This is a genomic window from Nonomuraea turkmeniaca, from assembly GCF_005889735.1.
Classification (GTDB): domain Bacteria; phylum Actinomycetota; class Actinomycetes; order Streptosporangiales; family Streptosporangiaceae; genus Nonomuraea; species Nonomuraea turkmeniaca.
The window spans coordinates 1-22,325 of the sequence record NZ_VCKY01000078.1 but is presented as its reverse complement, the minus strand read 5'-3'; the positions used below and the strand labels follow the sequence as shown (position 1 = coordinate 22,325).

13 protein-coding genes and 1 pseudogene are annotated in these 22,325 nt (G+C 70.2%); 5 read left to right on the top strand and 9 right to left on the bottom strand.

Translation table 11 applies throughout. The features are described from left to right. Positions 1-87 precede the first annotated feature (87 nt). Positions 88-1,665 carry an Ig-like domain-containing protein gene (locus ETD86_RS23105; protein WP_138668249.1) on the top strand — a complete coding sequence of 526 codons (1,578 nt, stop codon included), beginning with the start codon at positions 88-90 and terminating at the stop codon, positions 1,663-1,665. A 34-nt stretch (positions 1,666-1,699) separates the two neighbouring features. Further along, positions 1,700-2,077 carry a hypothetical protein gene (locus ETD86_RS23100; protein ID WP_138668248.1) on the top strand — a complete coding sequence of 126 codons (378 nt, stop codon included), beginning with the start codon at positions 1,700-1,702 and terminating at the stop codon, positions 2,075-2,077. A gap of 631 nt (positions 2,078-2,708) precedes the next feature. On the opposite strand, the gene ETD86_RS23095 is transcribed toward ETD86_RS23100, so the two are convergent. Further along, entirely contained in the window at positions 2,709-3,335 is a 627-nt protein-coding gene (locus ETD86_RS23095; protein WP_138668247.1) for a TetR/AcrR family transcriptional regulator, read from the bottom strand. A gap of 75 nt (positions 3,336-3,410) precedes the next feature. Here ETD86_RS23095 and ETD86_RS23090 point away from each other — a divergent pair, with 75 nt between their 5' ends. From ETD86_RS23090 to ETD86_RS23080, 3 genes are all read left to right on the top strand, one after another. Then, positions 3,411-4,571 (top strand): alpha/beta hydrolase, encoded by a 1,161-nt coding sequence (locus tag ETD86_RS23090; protein WP_138668246.1) that lies wholly within the window; start codon positions 3,411-3,413, stop codon positions 4,569-4,571. Positions 4,572-4,881: 310 nt separating this feature from the next. Further along, positions 4,882-5,769 carry a DUF1963 domain-containing protein gene (locus tag ETD86_RS23085; RefSeq protein WP_138668245.1) on the top strand — a complete coding sequence of 296 codons (888 nt, stop codon included), beginning with the start codon at positions 4,882-4,884 and terminating at the stop codon, positions 5,767-5,769. Between the two features lie 213 nt (positions 5,770-5,982). Next, complete coding sequence (locus ETD86_RS23080; RefSeq protein ID WP_138668244.1) at positions 5,983-6,570, top strand: hypothetical protein; 588 nt, start codon at positions 5,983-5,985, stop codon at positions 6,568-6,570. A gap of 22 nt (positions 6,571-6,592) precedes the next feature. On the opposite strand, the gene ETD86_RS23075 is transcribed toward ETD86_RS23080, so the two are convergent. The 8 genes and pseudogenes from ETD86_RS23075 to ETD86_RS57120 form a co-directional block, all read right to left on the bottom strand. Next, entirely contained in the window at positions 6,593-7,750 is a 1,158-nt protein-coding gene (locus ETD86_RS23075; protein ID WP_138668243.1) for a TIGR02679 family protein, read from the bottom strand. Beyond that, on the bottom strand, positions 7,743-11,750 hold the full coding sequence (locus tag ETD86_RS23070; RefSeq protein ID WP_211370247.1) for a TIGR02680 family protein: 4,008 nt from the start codon (positions 11,748-11,750) through the stop codon (positions 7,743-7,745). Before ETD86_RS23070 ends, ETD86_RS23075 begins: the two co-directional genes overlap by 8 nt. Then, positions 11,747-13,105, bottom strand: a complete 1,359-nt coding sequence (locus tag ETD86_RS23065; protein ID WP_138668241.1) for a DUF2398 family protein — start codon at positions 13,103-13,105, stop codon at positions 11,747-11,749. The genes ETD86_RS23070 and ETD86_RS23065 overlap by 4 nt, the downstream gene beginning before the upstream one ends. Then, the gene (locus ETD86_RS23060) at positions 13,102-14,592 is read right to left on the bottom strand and encodes a TIGR02677 family protein (RefSeq protein WP_211370246.1); all 1,491 of its coding nucleotides are present in this window, start codon (positions 14,590-14,592) and stop codon (positions 13,102-13,104) included. Before ETD86_RS23060 ends, ETD86_RS23065 begins: the two co-directional genes overlap by 4 nt. A gap of 74 nt (positions 14,593-14,666) precedes the next feature. Further along, on the bottom strand, positions 14,667-19,262 hold the full coding sequence (locus tag ETD86_RS23055; protein ID WP_138668240.1) for a DEAD/DEAH box helicase: 4,596 nt from the start codon (positions 19,260-19,262) through the stop codon (positions 14,667-14,669). Between the two features lie 3 nt (positions 19,263-19,265). Then, entirely contained in the window at positions 19,266-20,687 is a 1,422-nt protein-coding gene (locus ETD86_RS23050) for a hypothetical protein (protein ID WP_138668239.1), read from the bottom strand. Further along, complete coding sequence (locus ETD86_RS23045; protein WP_138668238.1) at positions 20,687-21,052, bottom strand: hypothetical protein; 366 nt, start codon at positions 21,050-21,052, stop codon at positions 20,687-20,689. Before ETD86_RS23045 ends, ETD86_RS23050 begins: the two co-directional genes overlap by 1 nt. 6 nt (positions 21,053-21,058) lie before the next feature. Continuing rightward, positions 21,059-22,325 (bottom strand): annotated as a pseudogene (locus ETD86_RS57120) (glycoside hydrolase family 5 protein); the annotation flags it as partial.

Sequence of the window (22,325 nt, the reverse complement as noted above, 5' to 3'; positions counted from 1 at the left end):
CGGTGGCGAATGGGAACTTTTGCGCCGCATTTGCCAGTCTTACGGATGAGAAATCCGAGTCCTGAGCGACACAACAGGGGAACCATAATGAGCCGATTACTCGGCAGTCTGGCTGTGACCATAACCGTGCTGCTTTTCTCCGCTGGGACGCCAGCGTTGGCCACGAGCTCGGTGGCGGTGAGTCCCACATCGTGGGCCTCTGTCACTTCAAAGCATCAAAATCAAGCGCACTGGGTAGAGTACCAGCCGACCTGGGACGGAGACGACGATGCACCCGTCGGCCGTACAGCTCCGCCGCCGGACATCACCCGCTCCTTCTTCCAGATAGACATCTCCAAGTATGCGGACACGCGCATCCTCACCGCCTATCTCGCCCTGCAGGTCCGGGAAGGATCGGACTGCGAGCCGGGCATCGAACTGTGGGAGACCGAGTCCATCTCGCCGGAGACGACATGGAAGCACCAACCCAGGTGGTTGCGAAAGCTCTACACCGTTCCCGTCCTGCCATGCCCGCGCACGTACTTGGAATGGGATGCCATCGAGGCGGTTACGGAGGCGGCTGCCCGAGGTGACAAGTTCATCACTTTCGGCCTGAAATCAGCGGACGAGACCGTTCCCGGCCGTCACCTGTTCCGTACATCGCCCTTCCGGGGCAGTACCGGCCCCGGACTGGTGCTCAAGTACAACACCAGGCCGGATGTACCTTCCGAATTCCTCATCTCCAACCAGGACTGTCACCATCCCCTTCCTGCTGGGCCGTACCTCAGGACGACGACCCCATCGTTGCTTGCGACCTTGACGGACCCCGACACTGATGGCGGGGACGTTCTGCGGGCCCGGTTCGAGTGGGCGGACACGGGCGGCAACAAGATCGACGAGGCTACCTCCGGCGAGCAGCGCGCCGGCTATCAGCACTGCGTCACCGTCCCCGCCGGCCAATTGGCCGATGGCGGCTCCTACACCTGGCGGGTCCGCGCGGAAAACCGGTACCGCGTCCTGACCCCCGACGGTTACCAGCACCGATGGGATCTGGGCGAATGGAGCGCCTGGCAGCCGGAGTTCACACTCGATACAACACCGCCGGGCAAGCCTCCCGTCATCAGTTCGACCGACTTCCCCGAGAACCAGGTGGGTGGCCGCGTCGGACTACCGGGGACCTTCACAGTCACCTCGAATGGCGTCACGGACGTGACTGCCTTCGAATACATGATCACCCCCATATCGTCCTGGGGAACCATCCCCGCCGGGAGCGATGGAGCGGCGACGATAACCTTCACTCCCGTCAATCTGCTCACGCAGAAGTTGACGGTCCGGTCGGTTGACCGGGCGGGTAACCCAGGTCCGAGCGCCACCTACTCCTTCCGGGTGCGCAGCGCGGCTCCACCCATCATCTCCTCCACCACCTATCCGCCCGGCGACACAGGAGGTGGTGGCGTCGGCGTGCCCGGAGAGTTCGTGTTCGGGACGAACGGCGTTACGGACGCGGTCACGTTCCACTACCAGCTGATGGAACAAGCCGTGGACGTCCCCGTCGGCCCGGACGGGTTCTCAGCAGTGACCATCACGCCCAACCAGGCGGGTACGCAGCAGCTCACCGTGAGCATGCTGAGTGCGGCGGGGGTGCGCATATCCGCTGCTACCTACAGTTTCACGGTCAAAAGTTGACGCGACCTTACCCAAGTGTTGTCACCGCATCCGGATGACGCTGCGTGACGTGGCTTGCCGCGTCACGCAGCGTGTCCCAGTGAGGCGGCCGAACCAGGAGCGCTTGGGGAGGGCCCGCGCCTGCGCCGGTACCAGGCAGCTCGAGCGCCTCTCCGCTGACGCCGACTTCGATTATCGGGTGGGTGGCACCAGCGCTGCTCTCCTGCAGGGTGTCCATCTCCCGGTCGGGGACATCGACCTCTTAGTGGCCGGACGAGAGGACGTGGACACGTTTGCCGCGGCCCTCGAAGCGTATCCCTGCCTTTACCCGGCATCCTGGATCCAGGAGGCTATGCAGTACTTCGCCAGGTACGAGATCAACGGTTCGCCTGGAACTCCGGTTGGCTACGGAGATCCTCCGGGATCGACCTGATCGCTATGAATCTCTTATCGATCACATGGGCGCCCACGGATTCGATCATGATCTCCTGCACACGGCGATGAATGCTCGCCGCATTCCAGCGGAACGCTGGCAGATGGTTCAAGATCGCCTCGCAGGTGTCCTCCCTGCCTGATCGTCCCCGTGCCATCGTCCCACCCGGCAGGGAAGCTTGTCCCTGGACCGGCTCTCAGCCCGAGGTGGCTCTCGGCAGCCCGCTCATTCTCGACTGAGCCGCGTAGCCGGCCCGCCGTCAACCGCGGTGTCAGGGCTGACATCCAGAACTGAGCCGATCTCGTCCCAGGTGGCGCTGGCCGCCCGATCGGCGGCGAAACCGACAAGTTAGTCCGGACGACGATGAGCCCCCTGTCCGAACTAACTTGTCGAGCCGCAGGTCACGCTGGGTTCCTCCGAAACCATGCAGCGGACCTGACAACGGCCCCAAGAAACGCGTCGGCCGCCGGCGTGAACGCCCGGCGCATCGGGCGAGCACAGGCCGGTGGAGCCCTTGGAGGGGGGTGGCCCGGGGTGGTGAGCGACACGGAATGTCAGTGGCGAACGACAACGGATGACAGTCGGCGCGACACCGATGTCAGGAGAATCGCCCACTCTCCGTAGCCACCGATCAGCGTGTGATCAGGCCGAGCGCCGCGTCCAGCGCCGCGAGCTGCGGTACGGCATCCGCGTCCGAGGCGGCGGCTGCGATATCCAGCCCGGGATCCATCAGGATGGCCCACATCAGGCCGTCGATGATCACCAGGATGAGGCGGGCGAGCGCTTGCGGATCCTGGCCCGGGCCGAGCTCGCCGGTGGAACGCGCATACCGCAGGGCGCGGTCCAGGTTGCCGAGCGCCTCCCGGTGCAGTTCCGCAATCACCTCGGCGAAGTCCGGCTGCACGGCGGCTTTCGCGTAGAAGGCGGCCCAGACGCGGGCCTCACCCAGCCTGGCCGTGTCCAGGGGCAGCGACTGCAGGATCGCGGCGCGCAGCGCGCCGGCGAACGTCATCCCGTCCGGGCCGCCTAGGCGGATCCCGTCCAGGCGCCGCCTGGCCGACTCGACGACACTGCGCAGAGCGAAGTGCAGCATCTCGTCCTTGGTACGGAAGTAACGCTGCACCGCGCCCACCGAACAGCCCGCCTCGGCCGCGACCGTACGGACGCTCACCGCCTCCATTCCCTTCCGCGCGGTGACGCGCAGCAGCGCGGCGGCGATGTGGCAGCGCCGTGCCTGGTGATCGACCGACTTCGGCATTCCTCCAGTCTCCCGCATGCGGAGGTATGCGGGTACAGTCGTATTAAATACGACCGTATTCGGAAAGGGACGTCCATGGCAGCGCACCGGCACACAGGACGCCGCAGGATCGCGCTGATCGGGGCCTGGCTCTTCGCTGTGATCGCACTCGTCCTCGCGGCGCTGGCGCTGCTGCCGATGCCGAACCTGGAGCTGTGGGCGCTCGGCATGCTGGTCACGGAGTTCAGCCTGGTCCTGGCGGCCCTCGCGGTGCTGGGAGCGGGGGCGGCCGTCCTGGCGAGGAAGTGGGGCGCGGCGTGGAGCGCGGGGGTAGTGGCGCTCGTCAACGCGATGCTGCTCGTCGCGGGCCTGCTGCCGCCGGTATCGGCCTGGGCGACCACGCGGGAACTGGACGTCCCGCTGAGCCTGTCGCCGTACTTCGACGGGCTGTCCAGCACCGCCGCACGCGGACCCGACGCCACCGTCCGGTACGCCCGGATCGGCGGCACTGACCTCATGCTCGACGTCTGGCGGCCCCCACGACCGGCCAGCGCTCCCGCACCCGCGGTGATCAACATCCACGGCGGCACGCAGCAGGCCGGGCAGAGCCTCTTCCCGCGCTGGGACGCCTGGCTGGCCGACTCCGGCTACGTCGTGTTCGACATCTCCTACCGCTTCTTCCGCTCCCACGACTGGCGGAGGACGCCAGGGGACGTGAAGTGCGCGCTGGGCTGGGTCGCCCGCAACGCCGGACGCTACGGCGCCGACCCGGACCGTATCGTCATGATGGGCCAGTCGGCGGGCGGTTACCTGGCTCTGCTGGCCGCCTACACCACCGCCGCCGAACTGCCCCCCACCTGCCCCGCCCCGGAGCCGGACATCGCCGCCGTCGTCGCCTGGTACCCCCCGGCCGACATGACCAAGCCCATGACACCCTCGTTCCGGCTGGCCGAACCGTTGCGGCGGCAGCTCACCGAGGAGGGCCCGCTGCTGTCGCCAGAGGAGGCCGAGCGCGTCTCCCCGCTTACCTACCTCCGCCGGGGGCTGCCGCCGACCCTGCTCGTCCAGGGCGGGCGCGACTTCCTGCAGCCCGCCGCCGACACCCGCGCCTTCGCCGGCCGTCTGGCCGCCGCCGGGGTCGAGCACAGGTTGGTGGAGATCCCGTACGCCGATCACCAGTTCGACCTGAGCTGGGGCGGCTTCGGCAGCCAGATCACCCGGCACGTGACCGAGCGGTTCCTGCGCGAAGTCCGCTGACCTTGGAGACTCTCCTTGCAAGACGAGCGTGGCGCTGGGGCTATTTCCTCATGACGATGCGGACGAACAGCGGGCCGGTGCTGCGCCTGGCGGCCAGACTCGCGAGGTAGGCGCGGACGATCGCCGCGCAGCCCACGGCGGGAGGCACACCGAAAAGCTGTCACGCTGCTACTGCCATAGTCTGTCGCCGGGCGCTGTCGAAATCCTGTCGCTCAACACACGGAAAGTTCAAGGTCCGGTACGTCGCCGTGGGCGGCAGACTGTGTCGCTGCTCGCCCACTGGTTCCGTTCCAGATCAGGTCCGGGCAGTATGAGCGGCGTGCAGGACTGGATGCTGGATTTCGCGGAGTACGTCCGGGAGCTGTTACCCGAGGAGCTCGCCGAGCCGTTCCTCGCCCTGGCCCATCCGGCCATCCGGCTGTCGATCGCCGAGAAGGGCGCGACCACGGTCGGCCGACTGGGCGGCCTGCCCCGGCTACCTGAAGGGATGCCGTGGCCGCGCGCCGGCGACCGTGGTCCCGCGATGCAGTTCCTCGCCGAACTGGACTGCGTGGCACTCGCGGCCTACGAGTCGGACATCGACCTGTCCACCGGGGGCACGCTGTTGTTCTTCGCCACCTGGGACTGCACGGCCGCGCAGGTGATCCCGCTGCCTCCCGGGGCCGTACGCGTCCCCGAGCGCGAGGTGCCCGTCCGCGGGGAGGCGCGGGTGTTCCCCGAGGTGCCGCTCGCCGCAGTCACCGAGCCGAGCTGGCCAGATCTTGGCCACCCTGCTGTGCTGGACGCCTTCGGGAGTCTGGATGCGGCCAGGGAACTGGTGTGGGACCGCATGGTGTATCCCGACGACGAGGACCTCGACGACGAGGATCCCGACATCGGGGACGGTGGCGAGACCTTCGCCTGGGAGCTTGAGCTATACGACCAACGGCGTAAGAGGCCTGGGCCGCAGCATCAGGTCGGCGGCTACTCTGACGCCCTGCAGTCGCTGGTCGAAACCGCGGCCGCGTCCGCGGCCGGGCTGAGGCCGGATGATCCCGGCTTCGCGGCGGAGGCCTCCCAGTGGGTCAATCTTCTCCAGCTTGACGAGGACAACGGGATGATCTTCGGAGACGGAGCCATGCTGATCTTCGGCATCCGCCGGGACCGGCTCGCTGCCCGTGACTTCAGCCAGGTCTTCCCCTATGTCCAAGGGCACTGACATCTACTAGCCGGACGTTTGAGTTCCTCTCACCGACAGAGCGACCTGAACAAGTCCGCTCCGAAACCGTCCGAGCCAGGGTGTCGTGCCACAGGTCAGAACCTGTTCCGGCCGCTAACTTCATCCGGAAGGGACACTGGTCGTGGGCATGAAAAAACCCCAGCGCGGGCCGGGGTTACCGAGTATCGGGTGACGATACCTTAGCACTGCACAGTGATCTTGATTCGAGATTTCATGATCGCTCGCTCCTCTGATCTTCAGTCTGATCTGTGGTCTTGTTGGGATCGTTCGTGGTTGCTCGATATATGTGATCACGATTGTGGTAGGTGGCATTTCCGGTTCAGCTGTTCGGCAGCGATCACCTTCGAACTCCAGGAAGGCGCCTCCGTTGCAACCGAGCGCCCGCCATCGCGCCTGGCGGCTCGGCATGGACACCGAGCTGCCGGTAGGGTACTGATCGTCGAGCCGGACGACCCGGAGCAGTACGGGGTTCGCGGCGAAGGTTTCACCATCCCCAGCCACGTCGTGCTCGATCCGCGCCACCATAGCGAACCGACCGGCGAGGGCTCACAGGCTCGTGCGACGGTCGTTCACGCCGCCCGCTACGATCTGCGCGTCGTGGAGGTCACCGCCCAGCACGGCGACAGCGACCAGGCACACTGGTGTCTGGCTCGGCGCGCTCCCCTGTACGCCGCCCCCGCCCCTTCCATCGCGAAGTTGTTTGAGGACCTCGGGTGTACGCCTGGCGTCGGCCAGGAGTTCGCGCTGCGGGTCCGTCGCACCGCCGTCACCCTGGGATGACGGGGCCGCAATGTATAGCCGTTCACCTCGTTCGTGTCAGGTCGGCGAGGAGTGCGGGGATGAGGCGTTCCTCCATGACAGCGCGGCCGGCGGCGGCCATCGCGTCGGCGAGGGCCTGGTCCCATAGGCTGGCCGAGGGGCTGCCGGTGAGTGGGGTGGATTCGCCCAGCTCCAGCCCGGCGGAGTAGTCGGCCGCCCCCATTCGCCAGGGGATCGCGCCGTGCCGCAGTCGGGCAGAGGCGAGGATGCGCAGCCCGGTCCAGTCGAAGTCGGCGCGCCAGCGCAGCCGGGTGCACCCGGTGAGCAGCCTGTGGCAGGCCGCCGAGGGGATCCCCTCGGTGCAGACCAGGGCGGCCGACGCCGTGCCGAGCTCGGCAGCGGCGGCGCGAAGGACCGCGGGGTTCTCGCAGACGAAGATCTCCTCGACGTCCGGCACAATCTCGTACTCGACCTGCTGCTGGAGCGTAAGCCGAAACGGGATGCCGTGCGCGGCGGCGTCATCGAGCCAGCGCGACACCACGCTGCCGCCGCGGGTCCTGACATTGAGCACGAGCACTTGGCTGGCCAGGTCGTCGACGATCACCCCGGCCGACTCCCACAGCTCGCGCGAGCTCCTGCGCTCCGGCTCCCCGGACGTGCGCAAGGCGAGCGCGCGCAGCACCAGCGTGGCCAGCGGGCTGCTACGGCCGAGCGCCTTGGTGTCTCCCGTAGCGGCCTCGGCCAGCACCGGCAGCGGGACGAAGGACGCAGGCAGCAGATCGAGCACGGCGCACGCTTGGGAGATCAGGTGGCCGTCGCCGCGCCGGATCAGGCGGGTGAGGGTGCCGTCGGCGCTCATCGCGGCCAGCCAGTCGGCGAACCAGAGGGTTCCCGCGTGTTTGGAGGGCGCGGCCAGCAGCTCCTCCCTCGCTGCCTCCTCGGCAGCGCGTTCCGCCGCTCTGTCCCTGACCTGGCCGCCCAGCGCCTGGAGCAGCCCGCCGGGGATCGTGGCATCGAGGTCGGCCAGCGACACGGTGAGCCGTTTGACGCCTTCCGGGCGATAGATCCCAGTGATGCCGATGATGGCGCGCCGCTCATCGTCCGTGGGCGCGTTCAGCCCGATCGAGCCCTCCAGCGCTCCTCCGGTACGCTCCAGGCGACGGCGAGCGGCGGCCAGGAGGCGGCCGGGGAGATCAGCCAATGGGCACCCGCCGCACCCCGGGGGAGCCGAGCGCCACGGTCAGCTCACCTGTGTCGTCGGCCAGCAGCTCTGCTCCGTCCCACACCAGCAGCAGGGCGCTGACCGTATGTTCGACGGGCGAGTGGGCCAGGTCGTAGTGGGCCGCGGCGGGCACGGCCGCGTGCGTGGCCCACAAGTCGTAGCCCGTCATGAACAGGTCGAGATCGAACTGGGCGGCCAGGCCCATCAGTTCGCTGCGCCCGGTGTCGTCGACCCCGGCGAACGCCTCGTCCAGCGCGAGCAGCCGGGGAGCGTCAGGTCTGGCCGAGTTGAGCATGGCGTGGGCGGCGGCGAACAGGGGCAGGTGCAGCGAGACCGACTGCTCGCCTCCGGACAGACGGCTGTGCTTGGCGCGGGTGAGCCGCTCTTCGGCGCCGCCGGGCCGTACGAGCTGGAAGGTGAAGTGCCGCCAGCGGCGGTAGTCGAGAACCTTGGTGAGCAGCTCGCGGTAGGGCAGCTCGCGCTCGCGCGCCCTGGCGTTCTTGATCTGGGTGGCGAAATGGGCGCGCATCCGGCTCAGCTCATCGGGACCGAGCCTGGCCGCGTCGGCGTCGAGCAGCCCGCAGACCGCCCGCTGCTCCTCCTCCAGGTTGTCGGCGAGCTGCCAGCTCACCCCGACCGTGGTGCCGGAGGACATCTTGCGCGAGCGCATCTCGGTGTTCATCAGCCTGATCAGGTCTCGGGCATCGACCGTGCGGTCGTGAATCTGCTGAGCCAGACGGGTGAGCAGCGCGTCCTCCAGGATGCGCTGCTCGGACTCGCTGAGCAGCTGTTGCTGGTCGCGGCGGGCCTCAGTCATCTTCGCGGCGAAGGCGCCCACCGGCAGCAGGCCGTCCTCGTCGGCGACTCTGACCACGATCACCCCGTCGGCGCCGTCCCACTCCGGGCGGTAGTCCTGTCCGGCGGCGGTGAGCTGCGCCTGCAGGTCGTCCAGAGCCTTGGCCAGGCGAGTGGTCGACTGCTTGAGCGAGATCTCGGTCGGTGTCAGGTCGCGGGTCACGGAGAGGATCGCCTCGTGTACGGCGCGCACCGCTCCGGGCAGCTGCTCGCCGAGCCAGTCGGCCTCCTGCGCGGGCCAGGTCAGGCCTGGCGGGCACTTGAGCACATCGAGCAGCTCACGCTGGGCGAAGGGCGCGAGCCCTCTGGCCGTCTGGCGTTCTTCACCCACCGCGACCTGCAAGGACTCCTGTGTGGCCGCCAGCCGGGCGCGGGCCGTGGCGGTCTCGGTGAGCGCCGTCCGCTCGGCGTTCCTGGCCGACTCGACCGCCCTGGACGCGGCGACGATGCCGCCTTCCGCCGCCTCGATCTCGGCCAGCACCTGGCTCGCCTCCGCGCCCATGGTCTGCTGGAGGACTTCCAGCTTGGCGGCCTCCTCGGTGTGCCGCAGCCGCGCCGTCACCGCGCTCTGCTCAGCGGCGGCCTCGTCGTCGGCCGCCGATTCCAGCCGCTCGGTGGCATCCTCGACGGCCTCGCGCTGCCGCGCCTCCTCGCGCCACCGACCGGACAGCGCGGCCGCCGTGCTTTCGAAGCGCCGCAGGGCCTGCGCCACCTCCTCGACCTGCTCGGGGTCGAGCGCGTGCTCGGCTCCGGCCCGGCGCAGGGCCCTCTCGGTCGCGCCGCACGCGGCCACGGCCGCGTCGTAGCCGCTCTGCGCCTCGTCGGCGTTCTCCCTGGTGGCTCGCAGTCGACCGGCTGCTCCCTGGTGTTTGTGCAGGGCGGCCGCGATCGGCCCGGTCCTGGGCAGCGCGGCGCGCGCCGCGTCGATGGCGTCCAGCGCCGACTCGGCGCCTGCCCGCTGCCGGTCAAGACCGGTGATGGTGTCGCCCAGCTCAGCCAGCTTGGCGTCACATTGTGCAAGACGTACGGCACGGCGGCGCGCCCGAGCGGTGGCTCCGACATATTCGGCGTGCTCCTTGTGATGGGCGCCGACCTGGATACCCTGCGCGAACCGCCCGTCGGGAGTGATCGTCGGACTCTGCCCGCCGAGCGAGACGGAACGCAGGATCGCGGTGATCCGCTCAGGGGAGACCGGCGTGCCCTCCTCGGGAGCCAGCAACTCGGCAAGGCTGGGCGTGACCGGGACGCCAGGCTCCAGGTAGCCCTCAGAATCCCCGGCCGCCACGCTCACGGGCGTCGGCGTCACCCACGCGTCGAGCAGGTTGGCCGCCTCCAGCGCCGCCTCGACCGCCGCCGACTGCTCGGGTGACACCTGATCGGCGAACCTGACCAGCCGCCACAGCGGTGCACCTGCCCTTGCCTCGCGCGGAGCCGTACGAGCTGCGAAGGGCGGCGGCGCGTCATCGTGCTCCGCCGCGATCCGCGCCCGCTCGGCACCGACCCGTGCACGCTCGGCCTCCGCAGCGGACTGCTCCGCGCGCAGCCGCGCGAGGGTGTCGCGCAGATCCTGTGCGGCAGCCGCCGTCAGCCCCGCGAACACCGTGTCGAGGGCGGGCGCATCCGGCTCACCCACTTGCTCAAGCGCCGCCTCCAGGGGTGCGACGTCGAAGCGGTGGTGTCCGGCCCAGGAAGCGAGCTGCTCCCTGGCGTGATCGCGTGCTTCGGCCACCGCCTGCGCCGCCTCGGCCTCGGCGGCCTCCGCCCTGGCGAGCGCGGTCATGGCCTGATCGAGCGCCACCTTGGACAGGTCGCGTGCCTGCTCGGCCTTCTGCACCGTGGCGAGCGCCTCGCGGACTGCCCGCAGATCGCCCGCCCTGGCGGCGACCCGGCCGCCCACCCGATCGGCGAAGCCGCCACGCTCAGCGTCGCCAGGACGCCAGGCGATCCCGGCGGCGGCTGCCTCGGCCGCCAAGTCGGCTGAGGTACGGGAGACCGCCGCTGCCAGCTCGGTCAGCTCGCGCTGGGCCGAGGACAGCTGGACTCGGGCCTTCCGCGTGGTGGCGGCCCGGCGTTCCCATTGGGTGACGGCGGTGGCGGCCGTCTCGGCGCATGTCCTGACCAGCCGCTCGAGGTCGGCGAGCTGCTCGACGGCCTGGTAGGCGGCGCTGCTCTTGAGCTGCTCCAGCCGGGCGCGCAGGCCGGCCAGCGCCTCCTCGGCCGCCACCATGGCCGCCTCGGCCTCCACCTGCTCCCGTTCGGCTGTGGTCAGGGTGCGCGTGGCGGCCTCGAGCGCTCCCCGATGAGTTGCGACGTCGTCGCGGCGGCGGGTCAGCGCGTCGGCCGCCCAGCGCGAGTGCGTGCGCAGGTAGGTGGTGTAGCTGGACAGGAACGCCTGCGTCGCCTCGTCGGCGGCGATCAACCCCTCCAGGGTCCGCGCCACGCTCTCCATGTCGTCGAACGAGCGGGACGCCTCGGCGATCAGTTCGTCGTCGATGGGACGCAACCCGTCGGTGAGGGTGTCGGACAGCTTGCCCGGGTCGAGGTTCTTGGCCAGCTGCGGGCGGCGCAGCGTCAAGATCAGCGTGATCAGTTGCTCGTAACGCTCCCTGCCCAGGCCGAACAGCCGCTGATCGATCGCGTGCCGGTAGTCGGTCGGTGAGGCGGTGAGCGCGTGCTCGCCCAGCTCCTCTACGAGCTGCTTCCTGGTCATCGGCCGGTCGTCGGGCGTGAGCAGCGAGAAGTCCTCGCCGACGCGGCCCTCGGCGACGAAGTGCCAGCGCACCGGGGCGTCGCGGTGGCGCTGGGCGTGCAGGCCGATGCCCACGGTGACGGCCTGGCCGGTGTCGCGGTGGCGCAGCTCGAGCCAGACGTAGCCGAGCGCGGTGTCCTGTCCGCGGAAGAGCAGGTTGGACTTCATCGTCCGGTCCTCGGAGGCGAACGGGTTGAGCCGTTTGGGGTCGATCCGCCCGTCGAGCACGAACGGGAAGAGCACCTCCAGCGCCTTGGTCTTGCCAGAGCCGTTGGGGCCGCGCAGGATCAGCCAGCCGTTCGCGAAGGTGAACTCCTCATCCCGGTAGTCCCACAGGTTGATGATCCCGGCCCGGGTGGGCACGTAGCGCGTCACGATGTTTCCTTGGCGGGTCGCTTGGCAGGTGCGGGCTTGATTTCGGCGGTCGTGGCCCGGTAACGGGCCAGCAAGGGGAGCGCGAGCACGCCGCCCTCGACGCGGGCGACGAGCCCGAGCGCCGACAGCAGGCGTAGAGCCTCACGCAGCAGCCGGTCGGGGTCGCCCCGCCAGACGAGGGCGAAGGCGGAGCCATAGGTGCTCATGAGCTCCTTCATCGCGCCCTTCAGCCACGCGTCGGTGAGGAACGGGTAGAGCGCGCTCTCGGCGGTCTCGGTCTCGGTCTCGGTCTCGGTCTCGGTGCCAGGCTCCTCCACGGTGAGCTCGGCCACCACGCCTCGGAGTGGCAGACCCGCGTCGATCCTCGCGGCACTGGCCTCGGTGCGCTCGGCCGCGGTCGGCGCGGGCATCGTCGGAAGTTTTCTCTTCTCGACCTGCGCGGCGATGCGCGTGGACAGCAGCAGCGCGGCCTGGGAAGGGGTGCCGCCGCTGGGGAAGCGGATGTCGGACAGGCGGCCCGAGGCGTCGATCAAGGCCAAACCCTCTGCGCGACGCTCCACCGCCTGCCCGGTCAGCCGCTCGAGGTCCTCGGCCAGGCCGGGGTGGCGCAACTGGCCGCGCAGCGACTCGCTCACGTCGGCGTAGTAGACGACGGGGCGCTCGAGCACCAGCCGCCTGGCCCTCCGCGCGGCGGCCTCGCGGATACGGTGCACGCCCTGCGCGAGGCCGCGATCGGTCTCCAGCAGCCCGGTCACCGAGCCCAGATGCTGCAGCACCCGGCTCGGCCGGTAGATCGCGAAGACGACCTCGCGGTCGATGTCGTAGAGCGCCTCGGCCCGGTCCGGACTGCTGGCCCAGTCGGCGGCGGAGCCGTCGGCCAGCGCCAGCGCGCCGCGCTCGGTCAGCCAGGTCACCGCGTCGACGAAGGCGTCTCTGTCGGGTTTGCGCTCGGTGTCGAGGCCCAGGCCGTCGATCCTGGTCGCGTCGGCGGCGACGGCCTCGGCCAGCTCGCTGAGCGCGATCTGGGTGCCTGATCGGCCCAGAGCCGCCAGCGTGAGCACCAGGTAGGCGTATCTGCGCCGGTCGAAGGGCCGGTCGGTCCTGGTCACGGCCGGACGGGTGAGATCGAGGTCGTCCTGCACTCGCAGCAGCCGCGCGGTGTTGGCCGTGGTCACCAGGCGGTAGCCGAGCAACTCGTGCAGATCGGTGCGCAGCTGGACGGCCCACCGGCGGACCAGCGGCAGCGCCGCCCTGTTCGGATGGACCTCGGTGACCAGCGGATGGGCCAGCAGCAGCCGGACCGCCCGCTGGTAGTCGGCCAGCTCAAGCGGGCTAACCTGCTCGGCAACACTCACCTCGACACCTCCAGTCGCATGCCGTTCAGGTGCAGGCGCCCGCGTACGGTTCGCACGGTGGTGGAGCCCTCGCAGGGGTGCAGCGTCAGCCGTACGCCATGAGCGGAGCCGCCCGCGGTGACCCGGCGGCTGGTCGCCACCCGGGCGCTGAGTGCATGATCGAGCAGGCTCAGCAGGGTGACGGTCTCAGGCTCGTCGAGCACCCGCCCGTAGAGGCCGTCTCCGGCCAGGGTGGCCGCCGCGTCGCGCCGCTGCCTGGCCAGCTTGAGCTGCTCGGCGCGCAGCCACTGCCGTTGGGCGTCGTTGCGCTCGATCCTGGCGGTGGCCCCGGACATACGTGGCTCCCTGCCCGCCTCGACCAGCCCTCTGGCCAGGCGCACAGGCTCCGCGTCCCACCAGGACCGCCGCGCCGGGATCAGCTCGGGATCCTCGTGCGTGACCGACAGGTGCCGCGGGCCGCCCAGGCCGAAGACGGCCTGGAACAGGCCGTGCGCCGCATCGTCGTCGGGACACGAGGTGAACCACTGCGCCAGGTGCCGCAGCTGACTCTCCCTGCTCACGCCGCCCCTGCGCGCCTCGGTCACCCGGCGCAGCAGCGCGAGCACGTTGGCGATCGCGGTGACGGTCGCACTCTGCAGCCGCTCGGCCTCGCTGTGCGCGCCGTCGCCGAACCAGTGGGTCAGGCCCGCCCAGCGCTGCCGCCAGTCGTCCTCCCGCTCGCCGGGCGCGCGGAAGAGCCGGTCGTCGGCCGCGGCCGCGTGCGCGATCAGCCGGTCCACTCCGGTATCCGCCACCTCGTGTACGGCTCGCGCCAGCCGGGGTGTGAACCTGGCCAGCTCGGCGGTGAACTCGCGCATATGGGTGAGCAACGAGTCCTTGTGCGACAGGAACACCTCTGGCCTGGTGTCGTTGGTGCGGGCCAGGTCGCCCAGCATCAGGTAGAAGCGGGCGGCCCGCTGCGCCATGTCGCCGAGGACCTGGTCCAAGCGGCTGAGCTTGCGGTAGACCTCGTCGCCGTCACCACTTTTGTTGGCCTCGGCAAGCGCCTCCAGGTCGGCCAGGATGTCGGGGAAGATCAGCCTGGACAGCTGGGCGTCCTCCAGCCTGGCCCCGAGCACCTCCTCCACCGCGCGATAAGCGCGATAGCCCGCCTGGGTGAACTGGTAGATGTAGTGCCTGTTGCGGTATTCGGCCAGGTTGGCCGCCCTGGTGCCGTCATAGCTGCGGTCAAGCAGCTGCCAGTCGTTCAGCGAGTCGAGCAGCGACTGCACATCGCCCACCTGTGGGGCGCCGAGCTCGTCAAGCAGATCGCGTACGCCGGAGGCGTGCAGCAGCACCTGGTAGTTGGCCCGCCCGCGGTCGAAAGCACGCAGCACCCACAGGTATTCCAGGCGCTTCTCCGCCGCGGCGAAGTGGAACAGCCGCATCCGGTCGTCGAGTGTGAACGCGTCGATCCCGAACGCGCCAGGTGCGTCTTCGAGGTTCACTGGTCCCATCCGGCTCTCAGGAGGTCTCAAATCTCATCCAGCATGGCGTACACGACCGACAACTCCGCACAGCGTCATCGGCCTTCGGAGGATGCGGGGGACTGCCCCCGCAGGTCGCGCAGTCCGCCCAGCACGTGCAGGGCCGCGCCGCGGCTCAGCTCGTCGTGGTGGCGTTCGTTGCGACGCGTACGCAGGCAGCCGTAGCAGGAGGTCTCGGCGCCGCAGTCGCAGGAGGCGACCCGCCGCAGCGCCGCCTCGACGACCACGTCGAGCGCACCGGCCACGCGCAGCGCCGCGCCTGCCCCGCCGGGCACCGTGTCGAAGAGGACCAGCCCGGTCCGCCCGTCGGCGCCGGGGTTGACCGCACCGTCGAGGTCGTTCCTGCTGATCTCCATCCCGTCGGCCGCCCCTTCGAGTAGGGCGTACAGGGAGGAACGCCAGTGAGCGGCGGAGATCAGCCCTGGTCGCGGACTCGGCGACATCGAGCCTGGTCGCGGACTCGGCGGCATTGAGCTCAGCGCGTCGAAGCGCAGCTCGGCCAGGTCGGTCTCGAAGCTGTGAGCCAGGGACCGCCAGCGCAGCGGTCCCGTGCACTCGCCCTGCCGCAGCGGATTGACGTGCGACTTGGCCGTCTTGCCCCGGTTCGGCGTGCCCCAGCCGCACCAGTCGCAGATCAGGAAGCCGCTTCCGGCCGGTCCTTCCGACAGCATGACCAGCCGTCCGCGCGACCCCGACCTGCACCACACCGACGCCCCGCTGGTAGAGGTCCACCGGCTCTCGGCCAGTTCCTCGCCGAGCGAGACGATGTGAGTGGAGCCGTGCCAGGCGCTCCTAGGCGGCGCCGTCCCCGGTTTCGCGGTCCGATGATCGGCGACGAAGCCGAACTCGGGCACGTAGTACTGGCGCGGCGCGCCCTCGCCCGCGCTGCCGCACGCCGGGCAGGCCGCCTCCAGCGTCTCGTCGCCCTCGCGGTAGTGCTGGCAGGTACGGCAGACCACGTAGGTGCGGCTGATCAGCTCCCGCCCCGGCAGCCGGTAGACACCTGCGGAGCGCCAGAGCACGCCGCCCGCCACCACCTGGGAACCTGGGGCGTACTCGTAGATCGCGGTGGACAGGTCCCTGCTCAGCTCCAGCCTGGCGCCCACCTGGCTGTCGCAGTGCGCGGTACGCAGCTCGACGCTGTCGACGGGGAAGCCGTATTTGGGCAGCACGTTCCTGTTGGCGAGGTAACCGATCAGGGATCGGCGGGTCAGCGTGTTGACCGTTCGCTCGTAGCGGGCGGCCAGATCGCTGCGGCGTTTGTCGAAGGCTTCCTTCCTGCGTTCCTCGAAGGCCTCGATGTCTGCCGCGAGCTCCAGCCGTACCTGCTCGAGCAGGTCTGCGAGGTCGTGCACCCACGCGCCCGAGTCGACGCCGATCTGCACCTGCACCGGCGCGGGCAGCACTCGGCGCAGCGAGCGGAGCACCCCGTCGGGCACCGGCGTGAGAAAGTCCTTGACCTGCGCGCTCGCGCCGGACAGGAAGAAGTTGCCCGCCGTCTTCCACACCACGCCCGAGGTCTCCTTGGCGTGCTTGAAGAAGGCGGCCAGCGCCACGGAGTGCGCGTGCCGCCGGTCGATGCGGTCGTTGCCGAGCGGCACGTACGGCGCGCGCACCCGCCCGGCGATCATCGCCTCCGGCTCCTGGTAGCGGGACAGATCGTGCGAGCGCCGCTGGGCGTAGGTCAGCACCAGCGCGGCCGAGTCAGTGCGCCGCCCTGCCCGCCCGGCCCGCTGGATGTAGTTGGCGGTGGCCGGCGGCATGTTGCGCAGCATGACCGCCTGCAGCTCGCCCACGTCGACGCCCAGCTCGAAGGTGGTCGAGCAGGACAGCACGTTGACTTCGCCGCGCAGGAACCGCTGCTGGATGTCGGCGGCCTCCAGCCCGGTCCACTGGGCGGTGTGCTCCCTGGCCACCAGCGGCACCGGCGCCATGGACCGGTACAGCACCCGATGATGATCGCCGAGGTCGGGTTCCGCCGGCGTCAGAGTGCCCGCGCAGCCGAGCGTTGGACAGACCCCGCGCACGGAGACGGTGCTGATCCTGCGGCACAGGCCGCACCGGTGGATCGCCCCGGCCGCCGACAGCTTCAGCCAAGTGTGATCGAGCTGGAAGACCTGGCCGAGCCTGGGTAGAGCCGCCGAGCTCAGCCAGCCGTCGCGCAGCGAGGTGAGCAGCCTCCAGCAGCCGTCGAGGATCTCGCGCGCGTCCGCCCCGGACCCGAGCGCGGTCAGCACCCTGCGCAGGTAGTCGAGCCGGCGGTTGACACCTCGCGTCGGCAGCCAGCTGAGCACCTTGAGCCTGGCCTCGGCGCCGTCGCCGCGCACGTAGATGGGACCACGGCGGGGATCGAACAGCTCGTCGCGCGGATCGACCTCCTCCGGCATGGTCAGCGCGCCCTGCTGGCGCAGCGAGCGGGCCAGCTCGCCCAGCAGCGACCAGCATTCCTGCGGGCTCAGCCCCAGCTCCAGCAGGGGTGCGGGCAGCCGCCAGCCCGGCTCCCTGCCGAGCTCGACCCGCAGCAGCCCGAGCCCCTCCAGCGACTGGCGTTCGTCCATGGCCACCAGTTCGCGCATCACCCACAACGCCACCGTGCGCCGCCGCTGCTGGCGCGAGGCGCGGCGCTCGAACACGCCCGCGTCCCCGGCCGCCCCGACCACCTCGTCCACCAGGTCGTCGACGGTGGCATCGTCGTCGCGGCGTACGGCGCGGCCCAGTCCGTCCAGGATCAGCTTGCGCTGCTGGATCTGGGCATAACTCGACTCCAGGTAGGGAGCGAAGTAGGCGGCGGCCTGGCGGCTGTCGCTGAAGGTCAGCAGCTTGCGCCCGCCGCCCGGCCGGTCCTCCTGCTCCGGCATGGGCGGCAGCGCCTGGTAGAGCGTGGTGGCCAGGACCGCGGCCGCGGCCTCGTTACCGCTCTCGAACAGGCGGATCATCCCGGCGCCGCGCGCCCCGCAGGCCAGGCAACCGCTGGGCGAGCTGGCCTTGGTCTTCAGCCGGCGTACCGGACGCAGCGCGCAGCCGACGCAGCAAGGGCTCAGCGCGGTCGCGTGGAGGGCGCCGCACCTGCCGCACAGGAAGGCGTCCTGCGCCTCGGTCTCCGGCCCCTCCTCCAGGGTCTCGTCGTCCTCGTCGGCCAGTTCGGGTGTGTCGCCGAGCAGCAGCCAGACCCTGGACTCCATCCCGCTTACCCTGGGGGTGAACCGCCGGTCGGCCGGCTCGACCGCGCCCATCAGGTGGACCGCGCCGCAGCGCTTGCACGCGCCGAACTCGAAGACGGCACTGGAGCAGGTGGGACAGCTCTCATGACGGCCGAGCGCGACGTGCGGGCCGGTCAGGCAGGTGAAGGCGCCCTCGGTGGCGCGGGCGAACAGGTGATAGCGCGCCGACAGCACCGGGCTGCCCGCGCCGTCGGCGATCCGCGCGCCCACCGCCACCAGCGCGGCCAGCGCCTCGTCCGGCTCCTCCTGCCCTTCGAAGATCAGCCGGGCCAGTTCGGCGATGGGCTTCGGTCCAGCCGCGAGGCTGCCGCGAAGGGTGGCCATCGCGTGCTCGTGGGCGAGAGCCGTACCCGCGTGCGACATCCCGGAGCGGCGGACCAGCTCGGCCGCCGGATCCTCGCTCACGGCCAGCTTGCGGTAGTCGGCCGCGGTGAGCGGCCCCCAGAACGGCCCGGACGGCATCTCCACCCGGGTAGCGGTCACCAGGTCGGCATCGTCGAACGGCGCGTCGAACAGTCGCGCGGCGAAGTCCAGGACGGCCGCGCCCTCGTCACCGACCGTGGCGCTGGTCGCGATGGCCTGCAGCCTGCGCCCGGGCGCCACCCGGTCACGCAACCGGCGCAGCAGCATCCCGAGTTCCTCGGCCCTGGCGCCGTCGTACACATGAGCCTCGTCCAGCACCACGAACCGCCACCGCTCGGCGTGCTCGAAAAGCTCCAGGTCGTCGGGGCGGAGCAGCAGGTACTCCAGCATCGCGTAGTTGGTGAGTAGCAGATGCGGGGGAGCGGCCCGCATCTCCTCGCGGCTGAGCAACTCGTTGGGCAGCCGGGGCCGGCCGGGGTTGAGCTCCTCGAACAGAGCGGCACCCTGCTGAGCCCGCTCTGGGGTGTCGCCCGTGTAGCGGCCGAAGGTGATCTGCGGCGCGGCGGCGAGCAGGTCCCGCAGCCGTTTGAGCTGGTCGTTGGCGAGCGCGTTCATCGGGTAGAGCATCAGCGCCCGTACCCCGGGCGGCGGGTCGCCCTCGGCGGTCAGCGCGGACAGGATCGGCAGCAGGAAGCTCTCCGTCTTGCCTGAGCCGGTGCCGGTCGCCACCACCAGGTTCCGGCCCGTCGCCGCTTTGCGCAGCGCCTGCTCCTGATGCAGATAGAGCGGCCGGTCCAGCGGGAGCGCCCTGCTGCCGAGCGTGGCGAAGGCGGGATCGAGCACCCGCTGGCCGATCAGCTCGCGCAAGGTCGCGCCCGTCCGGTAGGGCGGGGTGGCCTCAAGCAGGGGCCCCTTGGTCAGCAGCGGACTGGCCTCGATCTGCTCCGCGAGCGCCTCGGCGATCGCAGGCTCGCGCACGGGCAGCAGCGAGCGCAGGTAGCGCCGGTAGGTGCCGGCGATGAGCGCGCTGGTGGCGAGGGGATCCATGGGTTAATCGTTGCAGAGCCACGGATCTGGTGCCGGTCGTTGCGGAGGAGACATTGTGGCCACAGTAGTGTTCCGTACCCGCAGAGTGATCTCACCGTGCGCCAGCACGGTGTCCCGCAGGCGCACGAGCGGATAGTCGCCGCGGGCGTGCGCGGTCAACTCCTGTACGGCGCCGCGGCCCGCGATCACCTCGATGGGCGGGTTCGTCAGGCCGGGCACGTCCAGCCGCAGCCACCGATGCTCCGGCGTCAGGCGGGGCGGCGCCGTGTGCCACTGCTGATCCACGCGCACCCGCATGTGCGGTGGGCGCACGGCGAGTGCCAGCGGGCGCCCGGACGCCACGCAGGTGAGCGGGCGCGTTGTCTGCGCGGCGGTGAAGGTGAGCGCCTGCGGCGTCGCTGTCAACCCTGGACCGGTGTGGAAGGACACGTCCGCCGGAGCCAGGCCGTCTCCCTCGAACAGCCGGATCGGCGGGTCGTAGCGGACCCGCAGCCCCTCGACGATGGTGACAGTGTGCCGTTTGGGCCGGCCATCCGCACCCGAGACCGTCACGGTGAAGGTCCCGAGCAAGGGCCTGGGCAGTAGAGCCCACGGGTCGGCGGCGTCGGCTCGGTGTGCCGTACCGCCCGCCCGTTCCACCGTGACCCGCCAGTCTCCCCGCGGCAGCCACAGGGCAGGCGGCCCAGCCAGTACGGCGGCGCCGTCCGGTGTGCTGACGCCGCCGATGGCCTCCCCCGGGAGCAGCCGTGGCCCGGCCTTGCCCCGCACCGGCCTCCTGCGGCCGTCGGCCCCGGATGAGGCCGCAGCCAGCCAGCTTCCACCTTCCAGCGAGACCAGCGCCAGCCGCCATTGCTCCCAGCCAAAGGGCAGCAGGCCTTCGGCGATCGTACGCAGCGGGCCATCAGAGGTCAGCGCGCCGTCGCGGCGATGAGCGACCCAGACCGGACCGGGTGGCAGGTCCCCGGTCAGCTCTCGGCCGTCCTCGGCGAAAACGAGCAGGTCCTCTCCCGCCGGCCCGGAGATACCCCCGCCGAACGGGTCAAGGAGGCGCCGGGGCGGCTCCGGCACCGGTCGTCCGGCATGCAACATGATCGACTGGGTGGCGGTGGGCTCACGCGGCAGCCCGAAGACGTCCAGCGCGGCCAGGAACGCCTTACCCCAGCCAGCCGCGTTGCCCCGGCGCTTTGTGGCCACTCTCCAGCGAGGCCAGAACGCCTCGCCGGCCGCCGCCATGCGGGTGAGCGAGATCGCCACGCAGGCGGGCCAGCGGACGGCGACCTCCTCATGGCCGTAGACGTGCCCGAGCGCTTCGGCCGCCGCCGTCGACATCTCCTCGGGAACGTCGGCTTCCGACACCAGCGACACCTGGCGCAGCTGCGCGGCCCACTGCCGTTCGAGCAGGTCGAGAAGGGCGATGAACAGCATCACCGGCGTGCCGGCACCCAATGGGTCCGGTAAGCGCGCTCCAAACCTCGATCTCCGGTCTTGGAGAAGCGCAGCGGACGGCGATCGCGGGTGCGTGAAAGGTAGACGGTCTCGCTCTCGCTCGGTCTCAGCTCACGGGCCTGAGCCCAGCGGCGCAGGATGAGCAAGGCGCTGGACAACGTGCCGAGGTTGGCGTCGACGATCTTCTCCAGGTACGGCACGCGGGCGCGCCGCCAGTTCTCGATCCCTGCGCGGGTGAGCCAGCCCATCCCGACGAGCACGTCGATGGGGTCCACGAACCCCTGTTCGTCCAGCGCGGCCTCGGCCGCCTTCGCGACTCGGGATTCCAGCGGGGTGGAGGGCATAACCGCTTATCGTAGACGCGTTAGTGGCGAGGCCCAGCAGCCCCTGGGAGTCCAGGACGACGTTCGACGTGCTCGATCACGCCCGGCAGGCGGGTCCGAGGCAGCCGGACCAAAAGTGGTGAGGCCGAGGGCATGAGCTTCACGGCGGAGATTCACGATCGGTCGAGAGATCAGCAGAGATCGACGTCGATGTACTTGCGGGCCACCTTGTAGATCTTCTCGTCCGTGGTGACCAGGGTGCAGTCCAGCTCTTCGGTAGCGCGACGTAGGTGGCGTCGTGACCGTTGAAGTTGGCCGCGTGATCACCATCCTTCCGCTCGAAAACCCAGGCAGCGCGGCTCGCCCTCGGCCTGCAGAGCGAACGCGTTGGCGACCTGACGTTCTACCGGGCGGTCGTGGACGGAGTGTCCATAGCCGCCACCATGGCTCTGGAGCAGCGGTGTACTGGCCGTGGCTCCAGTGCATCTCTACGATCGGCGTGATGCCGTTGGCGACCAGCAGGTTCACGTAGTCCTTGACGTTCCGCTGGTACGTGGCGCCGCTGGGCGAGCCGTTGACACCGACCCAGCATTCCTCGTTCAGCGGGATCCGGACTGCGTGGATGTTCCAGGCCTTCATCGCATCGGCCGAGGCCTGATCCACAGGGCCGCTGTCCCACATGCCCTTGCCCTGCACGCAGGGGAACTCGCCGCTGGCCCGGTTGACGCGCAGCAGTCGGTAGGCGGTACCGCTGGAGGTGACCGGTCGGTTCCCGGAGACGCGCAGGGCGGGTGCCGCGTCACCGGTGCCGCCGTCGTTGACGGCCTCGGTGGCGTTCACGGTGACGGAGGTCAGGTCGGAGGAGGAGACGCTAATCGGCCGGGTACCGTTGGCGTTGTCGGCGTCCTCTGCCGCACGGAGCGTCACGGTCTGCGGGGTGCTCCAGTTGGATGTGGTGAAGATCAGGCCGGCGCCGCCACTCGCGGTGATGTCGCCGTCCCCAGTGCCCGCGGTGCTGGGGACCGTCACGGTGCCGGACGGCTGGGACTGCAGGCGGACCGTGTAGCCGGCGGTCCCGCCCTCGGGCGCGCTCACGCTGGTGGGGGAGACCACCAGGGTCTGCTGCGGGGCTCCGGTGCCGTTGCCGGCGCACGAGACGGTGGGAGGGGTGTTGACGCCGCCGGTGTAGGTGCCGTTGAAGCCGACCGTCCAGGTCGCCCCGGTTGTTTTGGCGGCGTTGTAGGAGGCTGGGTTGACGGCGATGGCCGCGCCCGCCGGGGTGGGGGGTCTGGGG

Excerpts from the sequence above, each read along its gene's own strand:
- ETD86_RS23105 (WP_138668249.1), top strand. The coding sequence starts at position 88 with ATGAGCCGATTACTCGGCAGTCTGGCTGTGACCATAACCGTGCTGCTT.
- ETD86_RS23100 (WP_138668248.1), top strand. The coding sequence starts at position 1,700 with ATGACGCTGCGTGACGTGGCTTGCCGCGTCACGCAGCGTGTCCCAGTG.
- ETD86_RS23095 (WP_138668247.1), bottom strand. The coding sequence starts at position 3,335 with ATGCCGAAGTCGGTCGATCACCAGGCACGGCGCTGCCACATCGCCGCC.
- ETD86_RS23090 (WP_138668246.1), top strand. The coding sequence starts at position 3,411 with ATGGCAGCGCACCGGCACACAGGACGCCGCAGGATCGCGCTGATCGGG.
- ETD86_RS23085 (WP_138668245.1), top strand. The coding sequence starts at position 4,882 with ATGAGCGGCGTGCAGGACTGGATGCTGGATTTCGCGGAGTACGTCCGG.
- ETD86_RS23055 (WP_138668240.1), bottom strand. The coding sequence starts at position 19,262 with ATGGATCCCCTCGCCACCAGCGCGCTCATCGCCGGCACCTACCGGCGC.
- ETD86_RS23050 (WP_138668239.1), bottom strand. The coding sequence starts at position 20,687 with ATGCTGTTCATCGCCCTTCTCGACCTGCTCGAACGGCAGTGGGCCGCG.
- ETD86_RS23045 (WP_138668238.1), bottom strand. The coding sequence starts at position 21,052 with ATGCCCTCCACCCCGCTGGAATCCCGAGTCGCGAAGGCGGCCGAGGCC.